The organism is Stenotrophomonas sp. Steno-Z10-BAI (assembly GCF_056393115.1).
Map to the genome: position 1 here is coordinate 31779 of NZ_JBWJOZ010000001.1, position 17180 is coordinate 48958.

Below are 17180 nucleotides of genomic sequence, written 5' to 3' on the forward strand. Positions count from 1 at the left end.
TTATGTGGTGCGTTTTTTAGGGCGTCACGACCAACGGTCGTGACCTACTGCTGGGTTCTGGCTTTGCTCGAATCACGCACGATCAGGGTCGGCACGAGCGTCTGCTTGTCGCCGGCCCCTTCTGTGTTGTTGCCATCCATCAACTGCAACAGGCGCGTCGCGGCCTTATCGCCGAGGTCGGCGATACTCACCTGCATCGTTGTCAACGATGGGTGAACGAAACGTGCCAGCGGAATGTCATCGAAACCCGCCAAGGCGACATCGGCCGGCACCCGGACACCTGCCTGCGCGAACGCATACAGACACCCCAGCGCCATCATGTCGTTGGCGGCGAACACCGCATCGGGCAGCGTGCCGGCTGCCAGCAACTCCTGTCCGGCGCGATGGCCGGAAGCTTCGTCAAAGTCACCGGGCAACTCGATCCCTTCGGCAGCATCGCCGAAGGCCGCCAGCGCATCGCGGAAACCGCGCAGGCGCTCACGGGCGTCGTAGTTGAGGTCCGGACCGGAAATGAAGGCGATGCGCCGATGCCCGACGTCCAGCAGGTGACGGGTCATGGCCATCGCGCCGGCATGGTCATCGATGCTCAGCACCGGATGATCCTGCTCGGGCAGATACGTGTTGATCAGCACCGTGGGCAACGACTGCGGCAGGTTGTCGGTCAGGAAGCCGGGGCTCTCGGCATACGGCGAAAGCACCAGCAACCCATCGACACGACCGCGCATGGCCCGCAGGGCCGCGCCCTGCTGCTCCTGGTCACCGTGGTAACTGGACACGAGCAGATGCTGGCGACGCTCGCGGGCCACCCCATCGATGCCACGCATCAGTTCGGAGAAGAATTCGCCATAGAGATCGGGCAACACCACGCCAATGGTGTTGGTCCGTCGGCTGCTCAGGCTCCGGGCCGCTGCATGCGGGGTGTAGCGCAGTCGCGCTGCCACCTCCAGCACCAGCTTGCGCACGGGCTCGGCAACATTTTCATGGCCATTGAGTGCGCGCGAGACCGTGGCAACAGAGACACGGGCTTCACGGGCGACATCTTTGATAGTGATCGCTGCCTTGTTCACTTCGCCGCCCTCCACGGCTTAGAGATCTGGGCTTGGCGCGGAATGTAAGCGTTTTCAAACCCGAATGTAAACACTACGTTAGCCTCATGTCGTACGGCGGTAACCAAAAGCTGTCCATGTCGGCCCCTTTCGGGACTGGCCAGGACAAGGCGGGACAAGGGTTTCAGCGGTTTTTGACCGGTGTCTCGGCACGGATGGACAACGCGTGGATATCGGTCTCCATCATCGTTCCCAGGGCCGCATAGACGGCCCGATGGCGCGCCAGCGGGAGCTTTCCTTCGAAGGCTGCGCTGACCACGTGCACCTTGAAGTGCCCCCGGCCGTCACGCGCGCCCTCATGGCCGGCGTGGCGGTGGCTGTCATCCTTGACCTCCAGCAGTTCCGGATCCAGTGCCTGCTGCAGCGCCTGGCGGATGCGCTCGACCCGGTTCATGGCAGGACCTTGCGGAACGGACGCACCTGGATGCGCACGTAGACGCCCGCCTCTACATACGGATCGGCGGCGGCCCAGTCCTGGGCGTGGGTCAGCGAATCGAACGCGGCGATCACCACGCTGCCACTGAAGCCGGCCGGGCCGGGATCTTCGCTGTCGATGGCCGGGCACGGGCCGGCCAGCAGCAGCCGTCCTTCGTCCTGCAGGGCCTGCAGCCGGGCCAGATGGGCCGGGCGCGACGCCAGACGGGCGGCCAGCACATCGGTGCCGTCATAGCCTTCAATCACATACCACACGGGCAACTCCGAGGTCTTGTTGAATCAATCCCGGGCATTCTAGCGGGGCTGGCTGGACACTGGCGCGGCAACCCCGTAGTCTTATGTCCATTGCACGTGGCTGGATGCAGCGCCCCGTCGGCAACCGGCTCTACCGCCAGCCGACGACCGATCCACTGCCCCACACCAGCACACGTAGACGACCTCCCCGTAGTTCTGTCGCTGCCCATCGCGGCGCGCCTTGCTGTTTGAAGTGTGGAATCGCGCCGACCCAGGCGTGTCATGGCTTGCCATCCTGCCGCCCGGGACCGTTCCGGACGCTGGCATGGTGCGGCGACCGGTCCGTTGCAATACTGACGTCTATTTGATGACTGCCGAACTCGCGCCCGACGCGAACCCGCCAATCCGAGTGCCCGCCCCACAGCAGCAGGAAATGCCGCTGGCCGTGGTGCATGGACAGCCGGTCCTGCAGATTCCGCAGGACCTGTACATCCCGCCGGACGCGCTGGAAGTCATCCTGGATGCGTTCGAGGGTCCGCTGGACCTGCTGCTGTACCTGATCCGCCGGCAGAACCTGGACATCCTGGATATCCCGGTCGCCGAGATCACCCGCCAGTACGTCGAGTACATCAACGTCATGCAGGAGCTGCGCTTCGAACTGGCGGCCGAGTACCTGGTGATGGCGGCGATCCTGGCCGAAGTGAAGTCGCGGATGCTGTTGCCGCGGCCGCCCAGCATCGAGGGCGAGGAAGCCGATCCGCGCGCCGAGCTGGTGCGCCGGCTGCAGGAGTACGAACGTTTCAAGCAGGCCGCCGAGGACATCGACAGCCTGCCCCGCCAGGACCGCGACACCACCGTGGTCCACGCCTTCGTCCCTGACCGCGCGGCCGTCAAGCTGCCGCCGCCGGTGGATCTGAAGGAAATGCTGATGGCGCTGCACGACGTGCTCAAGCGCGCCGAGCTGTTCACCGGCCACGCGATCAAACGCGAGGCACTGAGCGTGCGCCAGCGGATGGGCGACGTGCTGGGTCGTCTGGAAGACGGCAGGTTCTACCGGTTTGAAACGCTGTTCACCGCCGAAGAAGGCAAGCTGGGGGTGCTGGTCACCTTCCTGGCCCTGCTGGAACTGGCCAAGGAACAGCTGCTGGACATCGTCCAGGAAGCTCCGCTGGCGCCGATCTACGTCAAGTCCCTGGCCGCCGGCAACACCAACGAACCGCTGCAGTTCAACAGCGAGTTCGACGACAACGACGCCGCCGCCAACGAATCCGACTGAGCACCCGACCCACGCATGGATCAACCGCTGATCAACCGTATTGTCGAAGGCGCCCTGCTGGCGGCCAGTGAGCCGTTGACGCTGGCGCAGCTGCAGGGCCTGTTCCCGGAAGAGGAACCGGCACCGCCGGGCAGCATCGAACGCGCGCTGGAACTGCTGCGCGAAGGCTGCCAGGACCGCGGCGTGGAGCTGGTCGAGGTGGCCTCCGGCTTCCGCTTCCAGGTCACCAGCGAAGTGCATGGCTACATCACCCGGCTGTGGACGGAGCGCAAGACCCGCTACACCCGTGCCACGCTGGAAACGCTGGCATTGATCGCCTACCGCCAGCCGATCACCCGCGGCGAGATCGAACAGGTCCGCGGTGTGGCGGTCAGCAGCAACATCATCCAGGCCCTGGAAGAGCGCGAATGGATCCGCGTGATCGGCCACCGCGACGTGCCCGGCAAACCGGCGCTGTTCGGGACCACCAAGGGCTTCCTGGATTATTTCGGGCTCAAGCGCCTGGACGAACTGCCGCCGCTGTCCGAGCTGCGCGACCTGGGCGAGCTGGAACCGCAGCTGCCGCTGGACAGCGAAGGCCAGCCGGCCGGTCGCCTGCCCGCCGGCGCGGCGACCCCGGAGGCCGAGCTGGAGACGGACGCGGCCAATGACGACGCCACTCCGGCACCGGCGGACCCAGTGGACCCTGCAGCGGCCCGGTTGGCAGCCCGCGTGGCGCTGGCCTCGGCGCGGCTGGCAGAGCAACCGGCAGAACCGGACAATAGCGAGGCGCCCGATGCTGCGGACGCCACCGACACCCCATCCCATGCGCCGTTGTCGCTTGCCGACGACGACGCGGATACGACCGCCAGCGATGGCGAACCCGATACCGCGCCGGGAGAGCGCGCGGCGCCCCAGAACGAAACCGGAAACAACGCCGTCGCGAAGACGACCGTGGCTGTTGACGAAGCCGATCCCGAACCAGAGGCCGACGCATCCGTTGCCGGCCGGAGCCAAGTAAATGAGTGACACCCCCCGCAAGCCATCGTTGAACAAGCTTTCGCTCAAGCGCGAATCCGCCTCCGAACAGCCCAAGCTCGAAGAGCGCCTGCACAAAGTGCTGGCGCAGGCCGGCCTGGGTTCGCGCCGCGCGCTGGAACAGCGCATCGCCGATGGCCTGGTCAAGGTCAATGGCGAGGTCGCGCAGACCGGCCAGTCGATCAAGAGCGGCGACAAGGTCGAGCTGGACGGCCGTGGCTTCGTCGCCACCGCGCTGACCGAAACCTCCCGCGTGCTGGCCTACAACAAGCCGGAAGGCGAAGTGACCACGCGCGAAGACCCCGAAGGTCGCCCGACCGTGTTCGAAGCGCTGCCTGCCCTGAAGGGCGCGCGCTGGATTGCGATCGGCCGCCTGGACATCAACACCACCGGCCTGCTGCTGGCGACCACCGACGGTGAGCTGGCCAACGCGATGATGCACCCCTCCTACGAGGTCGAGCGCGAGTACGTGGTGCGCGTGCGCGCCCCGGAAGGCGAAGAGAAGGTGCCCGACAGCATCGTTGACCGCCTCGCCCGTGGCGTCGCGCTGGAAGACGGCCCGGCCAAGTTCGACGAGATCGAACGCATCGGCGGCACCGATTCGCACGACTGGTTCCGCGTGGTGGTCAAGGAAGGCCGCAACCGCGAAGTGCGCCGCCTGTGGGAATCCCAGGGCTGCCAGGTCAGCCGCCTCAAGCGCACGCGCTACGGCAAGGTCAGCCTGCCGCGCGAACTGCTGCGTGGCCAGTCGGTCGAACTGCCGGCCAAGCAGGTTGAAGCGCTGCGCGCCGAACTGAAGCTGGAAGAAGGTGCCCCGTCGGCACTGACCCTGCAGCCGGTGATCGGCCAGCGTCGTGCCGCCAAGACCACCGTGCGCGTTTCGCGCGACGGCGGCCGTGGCAACGCCTACGTCAACGGCCACAACTCGGCCGATGAAGGCCGCGAACTGCGTCGTTTCGACAACGTGCGCGAAGAGCGCGGCCGTGGCCGCGGCGGCAAGGGCGGCGGCTTCAAGGGTGGCCTGACGGTCAGCGGCGAAGCAGCGGCCAAGCAGTCGCAGCGCCCGTTCAAGGCTCGCCCGGACAAGGGCAACCGGGCACTTCCGGAAGGCAACCCGGCGGCGTTCCGCAGCTGGTACGTGCCGGACGGTGTCAGCACCGGGCCGAGCGGCCACCGCAATGCCGGCCCGGGCGCTGCCCGTGGTCCCGGCGCGCGTGGTCCGGGCGCCGGCGCAGGTGCCGGTGGCCAGGGCCGTCCGTATGGCAAGCCGAAGGGTCCGGGTGGCGCAGGCGGCCCGGGGCGCGGCAGCTACGGCGGCGGTGCTGAAGGTCGTGGCGGTTACGCCGGCGGTGGCGAAAGCCGTGGCGGCTACGGTGGCCAAGGCCGTCCGGCCGGTCCGGGTGGCGGTGGCAACCGCGGTGCCCAGGGTGGCCAGGGTGGCCAGGGTCCGTCCCGCCATCCGTACGGTCATCCGGGCAATGCCCCGAGCTTCCCGTCCGATCACGCCAATCCGGGCGCCAGCCCGTACGGCAGCGCGCGTCCGGCGGGTAACCGCGGTCCGGGTGGTCCGGGTGGCAACCGTGGCCCGGGTGGTCCCGGCGCACGCGGCCCGGGTGGCGCCAGTGCGCGCGGCCCCGGCGGTCCCGGTGGCAACCGTGGTCCGGGTGGTCCGGGCGGCAACCGTGGCCCGGGTGGCCCCGGTGCTCGTGGTCCCGGCGGCCCGGGCGGTCGCCCCGGCGGCAACCGCGGCCCGGGTGGCGGCGGTCACCGTGGTGGCGGCCCGCGCGGCGGCTGATCAGTGACACAAAAAAACCCCGGCTTCGGCCGGGGTTTTTTGTTGGGTCAACTCACCCTCAACGGCGTTCGATGGTGAACCGCCCCACCCCAATGCCCAGATCCCAGCCCTTGCCGGTCCCGGCCAGGGCCAGCGATACATCGCCCTTGGTCATCACCTGCGCATTGCTGGATTTGTCCGCGCCGGCGTGCGCTTCAACGGCCGCATAGGAACCGATCAGGTCGTTGACCGAGTAGGCACCGGAGAACTTGCCCTTGCCGTCGACGATCTTCGACTTGCCCACGGTGAGGCCGCCGCCCTTGGCGGTGATCTTGACCGGGATGCGGGTGCCGTTGTCGCACTGGATGGTGCCGGTGCCCGAGGCGGTCTTGTACAGCACCGACCAGCCGGCCAGGGTGTAGTGCAGCTCGCAATCAATGTTGCCGGCGGCCTGTGCGGCCGGGACGGCCGAGATGCCAGCCAGTGCGATCAATGCCAGGGAGAACTTCTTCATGCAGGTCCGCTCGTACTGAAGGGGTAACGAGCCGAATCTAGCAGCGCGCGCGTGTGGCGCGGATGATGCGTATCGCGCGCCTCCGGCATCCGTTCAGCCATCAACTGCGTTCCTGCAGGCTGAAGCTGTCCGCATCGAGCATCGCCGGGAAGCGCGCCCGGTGCGCGGCCAGTGCCGCCGCCGAGATCGTGGTGGTGACCACCTGCTCGCGCTCGCGTACTTCCACCTGCGGCTGGCCGAGGAAATCGATCACGGCACTGTCGCCGGCGTAATGCAGTTCGTTGCCGTCCACACCGATCCGGTTGACCGCCGCCACATAGCAGAGGTTCTCGATCGCGCGCGCGCGCAGCAGCGTCTTCCAGGCATAGGCGCGGGCCGACGGCCAGTTGGCCACGAAAATCTGCAGATCGAAATCCAGCTGGTCGGCACGCTCGACGTTGTAGCGGTTGCGGCAGAACACCGGGAAACGCAGGTCGTAGCAGACCTGCGGATTGATCCGCCAGCCTTTCCATTCCACGCACAGGCGCTCGCGGCCAGCGGCATAGCGTTCGTGCTCGCCGCCGTAACGGAACAGGTGGCGCTTGTCGTAGTACTCAAGCTCGCCCTCCGGCGTGGCCCACAGCAAGCGGTTGTAGACGCCCTCGCCCACCCGCAGCTGCACGCTGCCGGTGACCGCCGCGCCCAGCCGCACAGCCTGCTCGCGGATCCAGGCGACGGTGGGGCCGTCCATGCCCTCGGCCTTGTCGATGGCCTCGTTGGAGAAGCCACTGGTGAAGGTCTCCGGCAGGATCACCAGATCGGTCCGCCCGGCCAGCGGCGCCAGCAGCGCACCGTAATGCGCGCGATTGCCCGCCGGGTCGTGCCAGCGGGTGTCGCCCTGGATCAGGGAAATGCGCAGATCCTGCAGCCCGGTCACGGCACTCATCACAGGGCCCGCAGGCGTTCGATCGCCGCGTCCATCGTGGCGTCGTTCTTGGCAAAGCACAGGCGGACCAGGCGCTGGCCGGCCGGGGCGGTCTCATAGAACGGCGACAGCGGGATCGCCGCCACGCCCTTCTCGATGGTCAGCCATTTCACGAATTCGTGGTCTGGCAGATCGCTGACGGCCGAGTAATCCACCAGCTGGAAGTAGCCGCCCGGCACCGACAGAGGTGTCAGGCGCGTGGTCAGCAGCTGCTCGCGGAAGCGGTCGCGCTTGGCCTGGTAGAACGCGCCCAGCTCCAGATGGTGCTCGGGCTCATCGCGGATCATGGCAGCGAAACCGTATTGGGCCGGGCCGAAGCTGGTGAAGGTGTTGTACTGGTGCACTTTGCGGAACTCGGCGGTCATCGCCGGCGGCGCGATGGCATAACCGATCTTCCAGCCGGTGCAGTGGTAGGTCTTGCCGAAGCTGGAAATGACGAACGCGCGCGCGCGCAGTTCCGGATGGCGCAGCGAGGATTCGTGGCGACGACCGTCGTAGATGATGTGCTCGTACACCTCATCGGAAATCAGATAGATATCGGTACCGCGCAGCACATCGGCCAGCGCCTGCATGTCCTCGGCGGTCAGCATCGCGCCGGACGGGTTGTGCGGCGTGTTGACCATCAGCAGGCGGGTGCGCGGGGTGATCGCGGCACGCACGCGGTCCCAGTCGACCGCGAAGGTCTGCGGGTCCAGCGGCACGTGCACGGCCCGCGCGCCGGCCAGGTCGATCGCCGGCTCGTAGCAGTCGTAGGCCGGATCAAGCACGATCACTTCCTCGCCGGGGCGGACCACGGCGTGGATGGCGTTGAAGATCGCCTCGGTGGCGCCACTGGTGACGGTGATCTCGGTATCCGGATCCACCTGGGCGCCGTACAGATCCAGCGACTTCTGCGCGATGGCCTGGCGCAGCGGCGCCACGCCGGTCATCGGCGGGTATTGATTCAGACCGCCCTGCATCGCGGCGATGGTTTCATCGATCAGCCGCTGCGGTGCGGAGAAATCCGGGAACCCCTGGCCAAGGTTGACCGCGCCGTGTTCGGCGGCGAGCTGGGACATCACGGTGAAGATGGTGGTGCCCACCTTGGGCAGCTTGGTTTGCGGTTGCATCGGCAGCAGAGAAAGAACCGGGGGAACTCCCAGTGTACGCAAATCATCCAGCCCGTTCCCCCGATACAATGGCGGCCCATTCCGGTGCAAAGATCCCGCCCCTTGAACGCCCCTCCGTTGCTGGCCGCGCATGGCCTTGGCTTCAGTCGCAACGACGAACCCGTCTTCGGCCCGCTGGACCTGCACGTGGATGCCGGCGAAGCCCTGCTGGTGCAGGGCGACAACGGCGCCGGCAAGACCACCCTGCTGCGGGTGCTGGCCGGCCTGCTGCGCGCCGGCAGCGGCCAGGTCGAGATCGATGGCAAGCGCGCCGGGCACAAGGAGCGCGCCAACTACGTGGCCTACCTGAGCCACCTGCCCGCGCTGAAGCCGGACCTGGACACGCTGGAGAACCTGCATTTCCTGTGCGGGCTGCACGGCCGCCGCGCCCGCCAGATGCCCGGCAACGCGCTGGCGATCGTCGGCCTGGCCGGCTATGAGGACACCTTGGTGCGGCAGCTGTCGGCCGGGCAGAAGCGCCGCCTGGCACTGGCCCGCATCTGGCTCTCGCCCGCGCCGCTATGGCTGCTTGACGAGCCGTACGCCAATCTCGATCTGGACGGCATCAACCTGGTGAACCGCATGATTTCCGCGCACCTGCGCAGCGGCGGTGCCGCCCTGGTCACCACCCACGGCGCGTATGCCGCGCCACCGGTGCGTACGCGCCTGCTGACCCTGGGAGCGGCGGCATGATCGCCCCGGGTACCGAACCGGGTCTGTGGCAGACCGCACGGGCGCTGGTCGGCCGCGACATGCGCCTGCTCTGGCGCCGCCGCGGCGATGCGTTGCAGCCGTTGCTGTTCGCGTTGCTGGTGGTGGTGCTGTTCGCATTGGCACTGGGCCGCGACCCCGAGGCGATGGCACGCGTCGCCGCCGCCGTGATGTGGCTGGCGGTGCTGCTGGCCGGCCAACTGGCCCTGGATTCACTGTTCCGCAGCGACGCCGAAGATGGCTCGCTGGAGCAATGGCTGCTGGCCCCGGTGCCGCTGGCCTGGCTGGTGCTGGTGCGGGTGCTGGTGCACTGGCTCACCACCGCCCTGCCGCTGATCGTGATGTCGCCGCTGCTGGCGGAAATGCTGCATCTGCCGCATGACCAGCTGCCGATGTTGCTGGCATCGTTGCTGCTGGGAACGCCGCTGCTGAGCCTGATCGGCGGGGTGGTCGCCGCGCTGACGGTCGGCATCCGGCGCTCTGGTATTCTCGTGGCGCTGCTGGCCCTGCCGCTGTATGTGCCGGTGCTGGTGTTCGGCGCGGGCAGTGTGGCGGCGGTCGCCCGCGGCCAGGACCCGATCGGCGCGCTGCTGATGCTGGGCGCCGGGCTGGTGGTGGCGCTCGTGCTGGCCCCGCTGGCGACGGCCGCGGCGATCCGCATCTCGCTGAGTTGAGCGGTATGGCGTACTGTCGGTGGCGTGCGCTGCGTTGTGAGCGTCACCTGCCTCCGCGTCATCCGTTACCGAGCCACTCCACGTCCGTTCCATCGTCGCCCTTCGTTGGATAGCCACTGCCGCATGCACCCGATCGTCCGCTGGTTCCACCAACTCGGTTCGCCGCCCACCTTCGACCGCTTTGCCGCGCGCTGGTCGCGGGTGTTCTATCTGGCGGCGGTGCCGGTGCTGCTGGTCGGCATCTGGCAGGCGCTGGCCGTGGTGCCGGCCGATTCCAAGCAGCTGGACAGCTTCCGGATTCTCTACATCCACGTGCCGAGCGCGTGGATGAGCCTGTTCGTGTTCGCGCTGATGGCGCTGTACGCGGCGATCGCGCTGATCTGGCGGATCAAGACCTGCGAAATCCTGGCAATGGCCTGTGCCCCGCTCGGCGCTGGCTTCACCCTGATCACCCTGCTCACCGGCAGCATCTGGGGCAAGCCGACCTGGGGCACATGGTGGGACTGGGACCCGCGCATGACCACCGAGCTGATCCTGCTGTTCCTGTACCTGGGCGTGATCGGCCTGTACCACGCCATCGAGGACCGCCGCAGCGCCGCGCGCGCAGCGGGCCTGCTGGCCATCGTCGGGGTGAGCCTGCTCCCGGTGATCCGCTATTCCGTGGAATGGTGGGGCAGCCTGCACCAGGGCCAGACCATCCGCCTGTTCGGCGCGTCCACGCTGGATGCCAGCATGGCACTGCCACTGTGGCTGATGGTGATCGGCACCAAGCTGTGGTTCGCCGGCTCGCTGCTGGCCAAGGCCCGCGCCGACAACCTGCTGCGCGAGGCAGGCAAGGCCTGGGTCGCCGCTGGCACCCGTGCCCCGCTGGAGGACAGCCGCCCGTGACCCACCTGCCCTATGTGATCGCCGCCTACGCGGTGTTCGTGCTGGTACTCGGCAGCGATGCCATCGGCTCCTGGCTGCGCCTGCGCTGGGCGCGCCGCCTGGCCGCGCGCCGCCAGCAGCGCCAGCAGGCCCGCACTGCAGCAGGCAGCGCACCGCCGCTGGCGCCGGAGCTGACCCGATGAATCCGGTCCGGCGTCGTCGCCTGCTCTGGGTGATGCTGCTGGTGCTCGCCTCCGGCCTGGCGACCGCGCTGGTCGCGATGGCCCTGCAGCGCAATATCGCCTACCTCTATACCCCCTCCGAAGTGCTGCGCGGCGATGCCGGCGATCACGCCCGGTTCCGCCTGGGTGGCATGGTGGTCAAAGGGTCGCTGCAGCGCGCGCCCGGTTCGCTGGATGCGCACTTCGTGGTCACCGATGGTGACGCGACCCTGCCGGTGATCACCTCGCGGATCCTCCCGGACCTGTTCGCCGAAGGCACTGCCGTGGTCGCCACCGGGCGCCTGCAGGACGGCCGTTTCGTTGCCGAAGAAGTGCTGGCCAAGCACGACGAGACCTACATGCCCAAGGAAGTGGCCGACAAGATGGGGCAGGCGCATATCAAACACGATGTGCCCGTGCCGGCGCCGGAGACGTACTGAGTGCTGCCGGAACTGGGGCAGATCCTGCTGGTCACCGCACTGTTGATGGCCGTGCTGCAGACCGTACTGCCGCTGTGGGGCGCCCATCGCGGCCGCGCCGCGTGGATGGCGGTGGCGCGACCGGCGGCCTACGCGCAGCTCGCGCTGCTGCTGGGGGCGTTCGGCGTGCTGACAGCGGCGTTCGTCACCCAGGATTTCTCGGTGCGCTATGTGGCGGAGAATTCCAACTCGCTGCTGCCACTGGCCTACCGCTACTCGGCGGTGTGGGGCGCGCATGAAGGCTCCCTGCTGCTGTGGGCGCTGGTGCTGGCGCTGTGGTGCGGCGCCGTCGCGCTGTGGTCCAAACGCCTGCCGGCCGAGGTGTCCGCCCGCGTACTGGGCGTGCTTGGCATCATCAGCATTGGCTTTCTCGCCTTCCTGATCTTCACCTCCAACCCGTTCGCGCGGCTGCTCCCGGCGCCGCTGGAAGGACGCGACCTCAATCCGCTGCTGCAGGATCCCGGGCTGATCATCCACCCGCCGATGCTGTACATCGGGTACGTGGGCTTCGCGGTGCCGTTCGCGTTCGCGATCGCCGCGCTGCTGGAAGGGCGCGTGGATGCGCGCTGGCTGCGCTGGACCCGGCCGTGGACCAATGTGGCCTGGGGCTTTCTGACCATCGGCATCGCACTGGGCAGCTGGTGGGCGTATTACGAACTGGGCTGGGGCGGCTGGTGGTTCTGGGATCCGGTCGAGAACGCCAGCTTCATGCCGTGGCTGGCCGGTGCGGCACTGATTCATTCGCAGGCGGTTACCGAGAAACGCGGCAGCTTCGCCAGCTGGACGCTGCTGCTGGCCATCGCCGCGTTCGCACTGTCGCTGCTCGGCACCTTCCTGGTGCGCTCGGGCGTGCTGACCAGCGTGCACTCGTTCGCGGCCGATCCCTCGCGCGGCACCTTCATCCTGATCTTCCTGGCGCTGGTGATCGGCGGCGCGCTGCTGCTGTACGCGCTGCGGGCTGGCGCGCTGACCAGCGAGGATCCGCGCCGCGGCTTCCTGCCGACCTCGCGCGAGACCCTGCTGCTGGCCAACAACCTGCTGCTGGCCGCCGCCTGCGGCATGGTCCTGCTCGGCACGCTGTATCCGCTGCTGGCCGATGCGTTGGGCCTGGGCAAGGTCTCGGTCGGGCCGCCCTACTTCGGCACGCTGTTCGTGGTGTTGATGGCGCCGCTGGTGGCGCTGCTGCCGTTCGGGCCGCTGGTCAACTGGCAGCGCGACCAGGCCTCGCGGCGGTTGGCGATGCTGGCACCGTGGGCCGGGCTGGCGCTGCTGCTGGGCGTGATCGCGTATTTCATGGCGCCGCAGGGCGCGTTGAAGACCGCAGCCGGCGTGACCGGCGCGGCCTGGGTGGCGTTCGGAACCGCGCGGTTCGTCTGGACCCGCCTGCGCGGCAACGGCAGGTTCACCGCCGAGATGATCGGCATGCTGCTGGCCCATGGCGGCGTGGCCGTGTTTCTGGCCGGTGCGCTGCTGGTGGAAGCGTTGAACGTGCAGCGCGAAGTCGCACTCGCCCCCGGGCAATCGCTGGTGGTGGGCACCTACGAAGTGCGCTTCGAAGGCGTGGACCATCAGCAAGGCCCGAACTACGTCGCCGATCGCGGCCACCTGCGCGTGTTCCAGCACGACCGCCAGCTGGCGCTGCTGCATCCGGAAAAACGCCTGTACGCCAGTGGCGGGCAGGTGATGACCGAGGCTGGCATCCATGCCCGCCTCAACGGCGATGTTTACGTGGCACTCGGCGAATCGCTGGGCAACAATGCATGGGCCGTGCGTGTGCACATCAAGCCGTTCGTCCGCTGGATCTGGCTGGGCGCGCTGCTGATGGCACTGGGTGGCTTCGTCACCGCCGCCGATCGTCGTTTCCGTCGTCCCTAGGAGTTTCCCGTGTCCGATCCCCGCCCTGCCTCCCGTCCGCTGCCGCCCGTGGCCATCGTCATCGGGGTGCTGTTCTTCTTCGGGCTGCTGGGGCTGATGATCTACGGGGTGATGAAATCCGGCGCGCCGGACCGCGACGTGCTGCCTTCTGCACTGATCGGCAAGCCGGCACCTGCCTTCGAACTGCCGGTACTGCACGATCCGCACATCAAGGTCAGCAGCACTGAATTGCGCGGCGCTCCCTATGTCCTCAACGTGTGGGGCAGCTGGTGCGCAGCCTGTCGCGACGAACATCCGATCCTGACCAGGTTCGCCGAAACCAAGCGCGTGCGCGTGATCGGCTACAACTGGAAGGACGAGCCGGCCGATGCCCTGCGTTGGCTGGAACAGCTGGGCAATCCGTTCGTGCTGGTGCTGAGCGACATCGAAGGCCGCACCGCGATCGACTGGGGCGTCACCGCCGCGCCGGAGACCTTCCTGGTCGATGCCAGTGGCGTGGTGCGCTGGAAGTACAGTGGCGCGCTCAGCCAGCGCGTGATCGATACCCAGCTGATCCCGGAACTGGAAAAGGTGGAGCGTGCCAATGCCCAGCCGCAGCTGCCCGCCTCGCCGTAAGCGCAGGATCCACGGGCCCGGCGCGGCGCTGCTCGCGCTGTCGCTCGCCCTGGCCTCGCCGGTGATGGCGCAGGCCGTCTCCGACCCGACTCCGTTGCAGTACCGCGATGCCGCCGAGGAAGCCCGCTTCCACGCGCTGGCCGCCGAGCTGCGCTGCGTGCAGTGCCAGAACCAGTCGCTGGCCGATTCCAATGCGCAGATCGCGCACGACCTGCGCCGCGAAGTGCTGGTGCTGATGCAGCAGGGCAACAGCGATGCGCAGATCAAGCAGTTCCTGGTCGATCGCTATGGCGAGTTCGTGCTGTACCGGCCGCCGATGGAAGCACGCAATGCGCTGCTCTGGTTCGGGCCGCCGGTGGCGCTGCTGCTCGGCGCGGGCGTGCTGGTCTGGGTGGTGCGCCGTCGCAGCCGCGGGATCGAACCGATGGACAAGAGCGAGGAGCGCTGGTGAGCCTTTGGTTGGCCCTGAGTGCCGCGGTCGTCGCCGCTGCCGTGGCGGCACGCGTACTGTGGCCGCTGCGTGCAGGCGGCCAACGCCGCCCCTTCGTGATCGCGATGCTGGCCCTTGGGTTGGCCGGTGGCGCGCTGTACCTGCTGGTCGGCACGCCGGATGCCGCCGAGCGGACGGCGGCCAGCGACGAGCCTGCCACGCTGGAGGATGGCGTGCAGGCGCTGCAACAGGCGCTGGCGAAAGACCCGCAGCGCGCTGATGGCTGGGCTCTGCTTGGCCGCTCGCAGCTGGCCTTGGGCAAGCTGGCCGAGGCCACGGCCGCGTTTGACCGCGCGGTGCAACTCGCCCCGGACGACCCCGGCGTGCTGGTCGAAGCAGCGCAGGCGCGCGCACAGGCGGCCCCGGGCAAACAATTCGATGACCAGGCCCTGCAATGGCTGCGTCACGCCAACGCACTCGCGCCGGAGAGCGAACGCGCCGGCTGGCTGATCGGCATTGCCCTGCGCCAGCGCGGGCAGGACGCCGAAGCGGCGGCGGCCTGGGAAGCGCTGCTGCCACGCCTGGAGCCGGGCGCGGCGCGCGCGTTGCGCGAGCAGATCGCCATCGCCCGCGGCACTGCCGGGCTGCCGCCCATGACCGGAACCTCCGTCCCTGCGGCGGCGGGCAACCACGCCCTCACGGTGCAGGTCCGGTTCGCACCCGGAACCACGTTGGATCCCGCGTTGGCCAACGCGAGCGTGTTCGTGATCGCGCGCGCACCCGATGGCCCGCCGATGCCGATCGCGGTGCAGAAGCATCCGGCCAGCCAGGTGCCGCTGCTGGTCACCCTTGGCGATGGCGACAGCCCGATGCCGACCAGCACGCTCTCGCAGGTGCAGGAGGTTGAGGTCATTGCGCGGCTGTCGCGTTCGGGCCAGGCCAACCGCCAGCCGGACGATCTGGAAACCACGCCGGTACGGGTGCGTCTGCCGCATGCCGGGCCGGTGCCTCTGGTGTTTGATCACCCATGACCGATGCGCGGCCGCGACGCAGCGTGCCGCTCACCACTACGGCGCCATCGCGGCGCCCGGCTAAACTGCGCGCATGACTGAATTCATTCCCCCCGGCACCCGTTATCACGCCCTGCCCTCGCCGTTCGCGTTCAAGCGTGGCGGTGAACTACGCGGTGCGCACGTTGCCTATGAGACCTGGGGCACGCTCGCGGCCGATGCCGGCAATGCAGTATTGATCGTCACCGGGCTCTCCCCCGATGCGCATGCCGCGGCCAACGCCGACAACCCTGCCGCCGGCTGGTGGGAGGCGATGGTTGGCCCAGGCAAGCCGATCGATACCGACCGCTGGTTCGTGATCTGCGTGAACTCGCTGGGCAGCTGCAAAGGCTCCACCGGGCCGGCCAGTCTCGATCCGGCGACGGGCGAACTGTATGGTCTGCGCTTCCCCGAACTGTCCATCGAAGATGGCGCGCGGGCGGCGGTGGAGGTGGTGCGCGCCTTGGGCGTGACCGAACTGGCCTGCGTGATCGGCAACTCGATGGGCGGGATGACCGCGTTGGCCCTGCTGATGCTGCACCCGGGCCTCGCGCGCAGCCATATCAATATTTCCGGCAGTGCCCAGGCGCTGCCGTTCTCCATCGCGATCCGCTCGCTGCAACGCGAGGCGATCCGGCTTGATCCGCAGTGGAATGGCGGGCGCTATACCGACCAGGCCTACCCGGAATCGGGCATGCGCATGGCGCGCAAGCTCGGCGTGATCACCTACCGCTCCGCACTGGAGTGGGACGGCCGTTTCGGCCGCGTGCGGCTGGATTCGGACCAGGCCGATGACGATCCGTTCGGCCTGGAGTTCCAGGTCGAAAGCTATCTGGAAGGCCATGCCCGCCGCTTCGTGCGCTTCTTCGATCCCAACTGCTATCTGTACCTGAGCCGCTCGATGGACTGGTTCGACCTGGCCGAATATGCCGACGGCGACGTCATGGCCGGGCTGGCGAAGATCCAGGTGGGCAAGGCGCTGGCGATCGGCGCCAACACCGACATCCTGTTCCCGGTGCAGCAGCAACAGCAGATCGCCGAGGGCCTGCGCGCCGGCGGTGCCGATGCGCAGTTCATCGGGCTGGATTCGCCGCAGGGGCACGATGCGTTCCTGGTGGATGTCGCGCGGTTCGGGCCGGCGGTCAGCGGTTTCCTGTCTTCACTCTGAGTTTACCCATGCGCCTTCAAGGAAAGATCAGCGAGTGGAACGAGGCGCGCGGATTCGGCTTCGTGCAGCCCAATGGCGGCGGCGAGCGATGCTTCGTACATATCCGCGCATTCTCGGCACGCGATCGACGCCCGGTACTGGGCGATGTAATCACCTATGACGTGCAGACCGATGCGCAGGGGCGCCGCAACGCGGGCGCGGTGCGGTTTGCGCTGGACCGCGATGGGGGCCGCCCTGCTGCACGCGCTGCGGTGCGGGGTGCGGGGCCGGATCGATTGCCACGTACGGCCATCGCGCTGGTGTTCCTCGCAGGCCTCATTGCCGTGGCGATGTGGCAGCACTGGCCGACGTGGGTACCGGGTGCCTACCTCGCCCTGAGCGTGGTGACATACCTCTGGTATTGGCATGACAAATCCGCCGCCCGGAATGATCGCCAGCGCACACCGGAAAGCACGCTGCAGGGCCTGGCCCTGCTGGGCGGTTGGCCGGGTGCGTTGATGGCGCAGGCCGTGCTGCGCCACAAGAACCGCAAGGCCTCCTTCCAGCGAGTGTTCTGGGTGGCGGTAGTGATCAACATAGCGCCGCTGGGCTGGCTGATCCACAACGGCAGCATCCCAGGATAG

General features: G+C 68.1%; 20 protein-coding genes. 14 read left to right on the forward strand and 6 right to left on the reverse strand.

The genetic code is table 11. The features are described from left to right. Nucleotides 1-44: 44 nt before the first annotated feature. The 3 genes from AC06E9_RS00130 to AC06E9_RS00140 all read right to left on the reverse strand — a co-directional run bounded on the left by AC06E9_RS00130 (nucleotide 45) and on the right by AC06E9_RS00140 (nucleotide 1796). On the reverse strand, nucleotides 45-1082 hold the full coding sequence (locus AC06E9_RS00130) for a LacI family DNA-binding transcriptional regulator (RefSeq protein ID WP_121038099.1): 1038 nt from the start codon (nucleotides 1080-1082) through the stop codon (nucleotides 45-47). Nucleotides 1083-1230: 148 nt separating this feature from the next. Then, nucleotides 1231-1500 carry a BolA family protein gene (locus AC06E9_RS00135; protein ID WP_121038102.1) on the reverse strand — a complete coding sequence of 90 codons (270 nt, stop codon included), beginning with the start codon at nucleotides 1498-1500 and terminating at the stop codon, nucleotides 1231-1233. Continuing rightward, nucleotides 1497-1796: a YciI family protein gene (locus AC06E9_RS00140; protein ID WP_478055206.1), complete on the reverse strand. Its 300-nt coding sequence runs from the start codon at nucleotides 1794-1796 to the stop codon at nucleotides 1497-1499. The genes AC06E9_RS00135 and AC06E9_RS00140 overlap by 4 nt, the downstream gene beginning before the upstream one ends. Before the next feature lie 346 nt (nucleotides 1797-2142). Between AC06E9_RS00140 and AC06E9_RS00145 the strand changes: the two genes are divergently transcribed. Genes AC06E9_RS00145 through AC06E9_RS00155 form a run of 3 tightly spaced genes read left to right on the forward strand, consistent with a single transcriptional unit; the run spans nucleotide 2143 to nucleotide 5863 of the window. Then, nucleotides 2143-3051, forward strand: coding sequence for a segregation and condensation protein A (locus AC06E9_RS00145; protein ID WP_121038105.1), 909 nt, complete (start codon nucleotides 2143-2145; stop codon nucleotides 3049-3051). Between the two features lie 15 nt (nucleotides 3052-3066). Then, nucleotides 3067-4059 carry an SMC-Scp complex subunit ScpB gene (gene scpB / locus AC06E9_RS00150; RefSeq protein WP_152152695.1) on the forward strand — a complete coding sequence of 331 codons (993 nt, stop codon included), beginning with the start codon at nucleotides 3067-3069 and terminating at the stop codon, nucleotides 4057-4059. Continuing rightward, nucleotides 4052-5863, forward strand: coding sequence for a pseudouridine synthase (locus tag AC06E9_RS00155; protein WP_478055207.1), 1812 nt, complete (start codon nucleotides 4052-4054; stop codon nucleotides 5861-5863). Before scpB ends, AC06E9_RS00155 begins: the two co-directional genes overlap by 8 nt. A gap of 58 nt (nucleotides 5864-5921) precedes the next feature. On the opposite strand, the gene AC06E9_RS00160 is transcribed toward AC06E9_RS00155, so the two are convergent. The 3 genes from AC06E9_RS00160 to AC06E9_RS00170 all read right to left on the reverse strand — a co-directional run bounded on the left by AC06E9_RS00160 (nucleotide 5922) and on the right by AC06E9_RS00170 (nucleotide 8429). Continuing rightward, complete coding sequence (locus AC06E9_RS00160; protein WP_478049333.1) at nucleotides 5922-6356, reverse strand: hypothetical protein; 435 nt, start codon at nucleotides 6354-6356, stop codon at nucleotides 5922-5924. Between the two features lie 100 nt (nucleotides 6357-6456). Further along, nucleotides 6457-7263, reverse strand: coding sequence for an amidohydrolase (locus tag AC06E9_RS00165; protein WP_461770329.1), 807 nt, complete (start codon nucleotides 7261-7263; stop codon nucleotides 6457-6459). 17 nt (nucleotides 7264-7280) lie between these two features. Next, entirely contained in the window at nucleotides 7281-8429 is a 1149-nt protein-coding gene (locus tag AC06E9_RS00170; RefSeq protein WP_461770078.1) for a pyridoxal phosphate-dependent aminotransferase, read from the reverse strand. A 102-nt stretch (nucleotides 8430-8531) separates the two neighbouring features. Between AC06E9_RS00170 and ccmA the strand changes: the two genes are divergently transcribed. From ccmA to AC06E9_RS00225, 11 genes are all read left to right on the forward strand, one after another. Beyond that, the gene (gene ccmA, locus AC06E9_RS00175; protein WP_088434712.1) at nucleotides 8532-9161 is read left to right on the forward strand and encodes a heme ABC exporter ATP-binding protein CcmA; all 630 of its coding nucleotides are present in this window, start codon (nucleotides 8532-8534) and stop codon (nucleotides 9159-9161) included. Next, on the forward strand, nucleotides 9158-9853 hold the full coding sequence (gene ccmB, locus AC06E9_RS00180; RefSeq protein ID WP_121038121.1) for a heme exporter protein CcmB: 696 nt from the start codon (nucleotides 9158-9160) through the stop codon (nucleotides 9851-9853). Before ccmA ends, ccmB begins: the two co-directional genes overlap by 4 nt. A gap of 123 nt (nucleotides 9854-9976) precedes the next feature. Then, nucleotides 9977-10741, forward strand: a complete 765-nt coding sequence (gene ccmC, locus AC06E9_RS00185; protein WP_121038124.1) for a heme ABC transporter permease CcmC — start codon at nucleotides 9977-9979, stop codon at nucleotides 10739-10741. Then, complete coding sequence (gene ccmD, locus AC06E9_RS00190; protein ID WP_019182865.1) at nucleotides 10738-10923, forward strand: heme exporter protein CcmD; 186 nt, start codon at nucleotides 10738-10740, stop codon at nucleotides 10921-10923. Before ccmC ends, ccmD begins: the two co-directional genes overlap by 4 nt. Next, nucleotides 10920-11381 carry a cytochrome c maturation protein CcmE gene (gene ccmE / locus AC06E9_RS00195; protein ID WP_121038127.1) on the forward strand — a complete coding sequence of 154 codons (462 nt, stop codon included), beginning with the start codon at nucleotides 10920-10922 and terminating at the stop codon, nucleotides 11379-11381. Before ccmD ends, ccmE begins: the two co-directional genes overlap by 4 nt. Then, nucleotides 11382-13295 carry a heme lyase CcmF/NrfE family subunit gene (locus AC06E9_RS00200; RefSeq protein WP_478055208.1) on the forward strand — a complete coding sequence of 638 codons (1914 nt, stop codon included), beginning with the start codon at nucleotides 11382-11384 and terminating at the stop codon, nucleotides 13293-13295. Nucleotides 13296-13304: 9 nt separating this feature from the next. Continuing rightward, complete coding sequence (locus AC06E9_RS00205; RefSeq protein ID WP_313212257.1) at nucleotides 13305-13910, forward strand: DsbE family thiol:disulfide interchange protein; 606 nt, start codon at nucleotides 13305-13307, stop codon at nucleotides 13908-13910. Continuing rightward, complete coding sequence (locus AC06E9_RS00210) at nucleotides 13879-14361, forward strand: cytochrome c-type biogenesis protein (RefSeq protein ID WP_461770080.1); 483 nt, start codon at nucleotides 13879-13881, stop codon at nucleotides 14359-14361. Before AC06E9_RS00205 ends, AC06E9_RS00210 begins: the two co-directional genes overlap by 32 nt. After that, on the forward strand, nucleotides 14355-15371 hold the full coding sequence (locus AC06E9_RS00215; protein ID WP_478055576.1) for a tetratricopeptide repeat protein: 1017 nt from the start codon (nucleotides 14355-14357) through the stop codon (nucleotides 15369-15371). The genes AC06E9_RS00210 and AC06E9_RS00215 overlap by 7 nt, the downstream gene beginning before the upstream one ends. A gap of 73 nt (nucleotides 15372-15444) precedes the next feature. Beyond that, a complete protein-coding gene (gene metX / locus AC06E9_RS00220; RefSeq protein WP_282261229.1) occupies nucleotides 15445-16557 on the forward strand; it encodes a homoserine O-acetyltransferase MetX in 1113 nt (370 codons plus the stop codon). An 8-nt stretch (nucleotides 16558-16565) separates the two neighbouring features. Beyond that, nucleotides 16566-17180 carry a DUF1294 domain-containing protein gene (locus AC06E9_RS00225; protein ID WP_478055209.1) on the forward strand — a complete coding sequence of 205 codons (615 nt, stop codon included), beginning with the start codon at nucleotides 16566-16568 and terminating at the stop codon, nucleotides 17178-17180.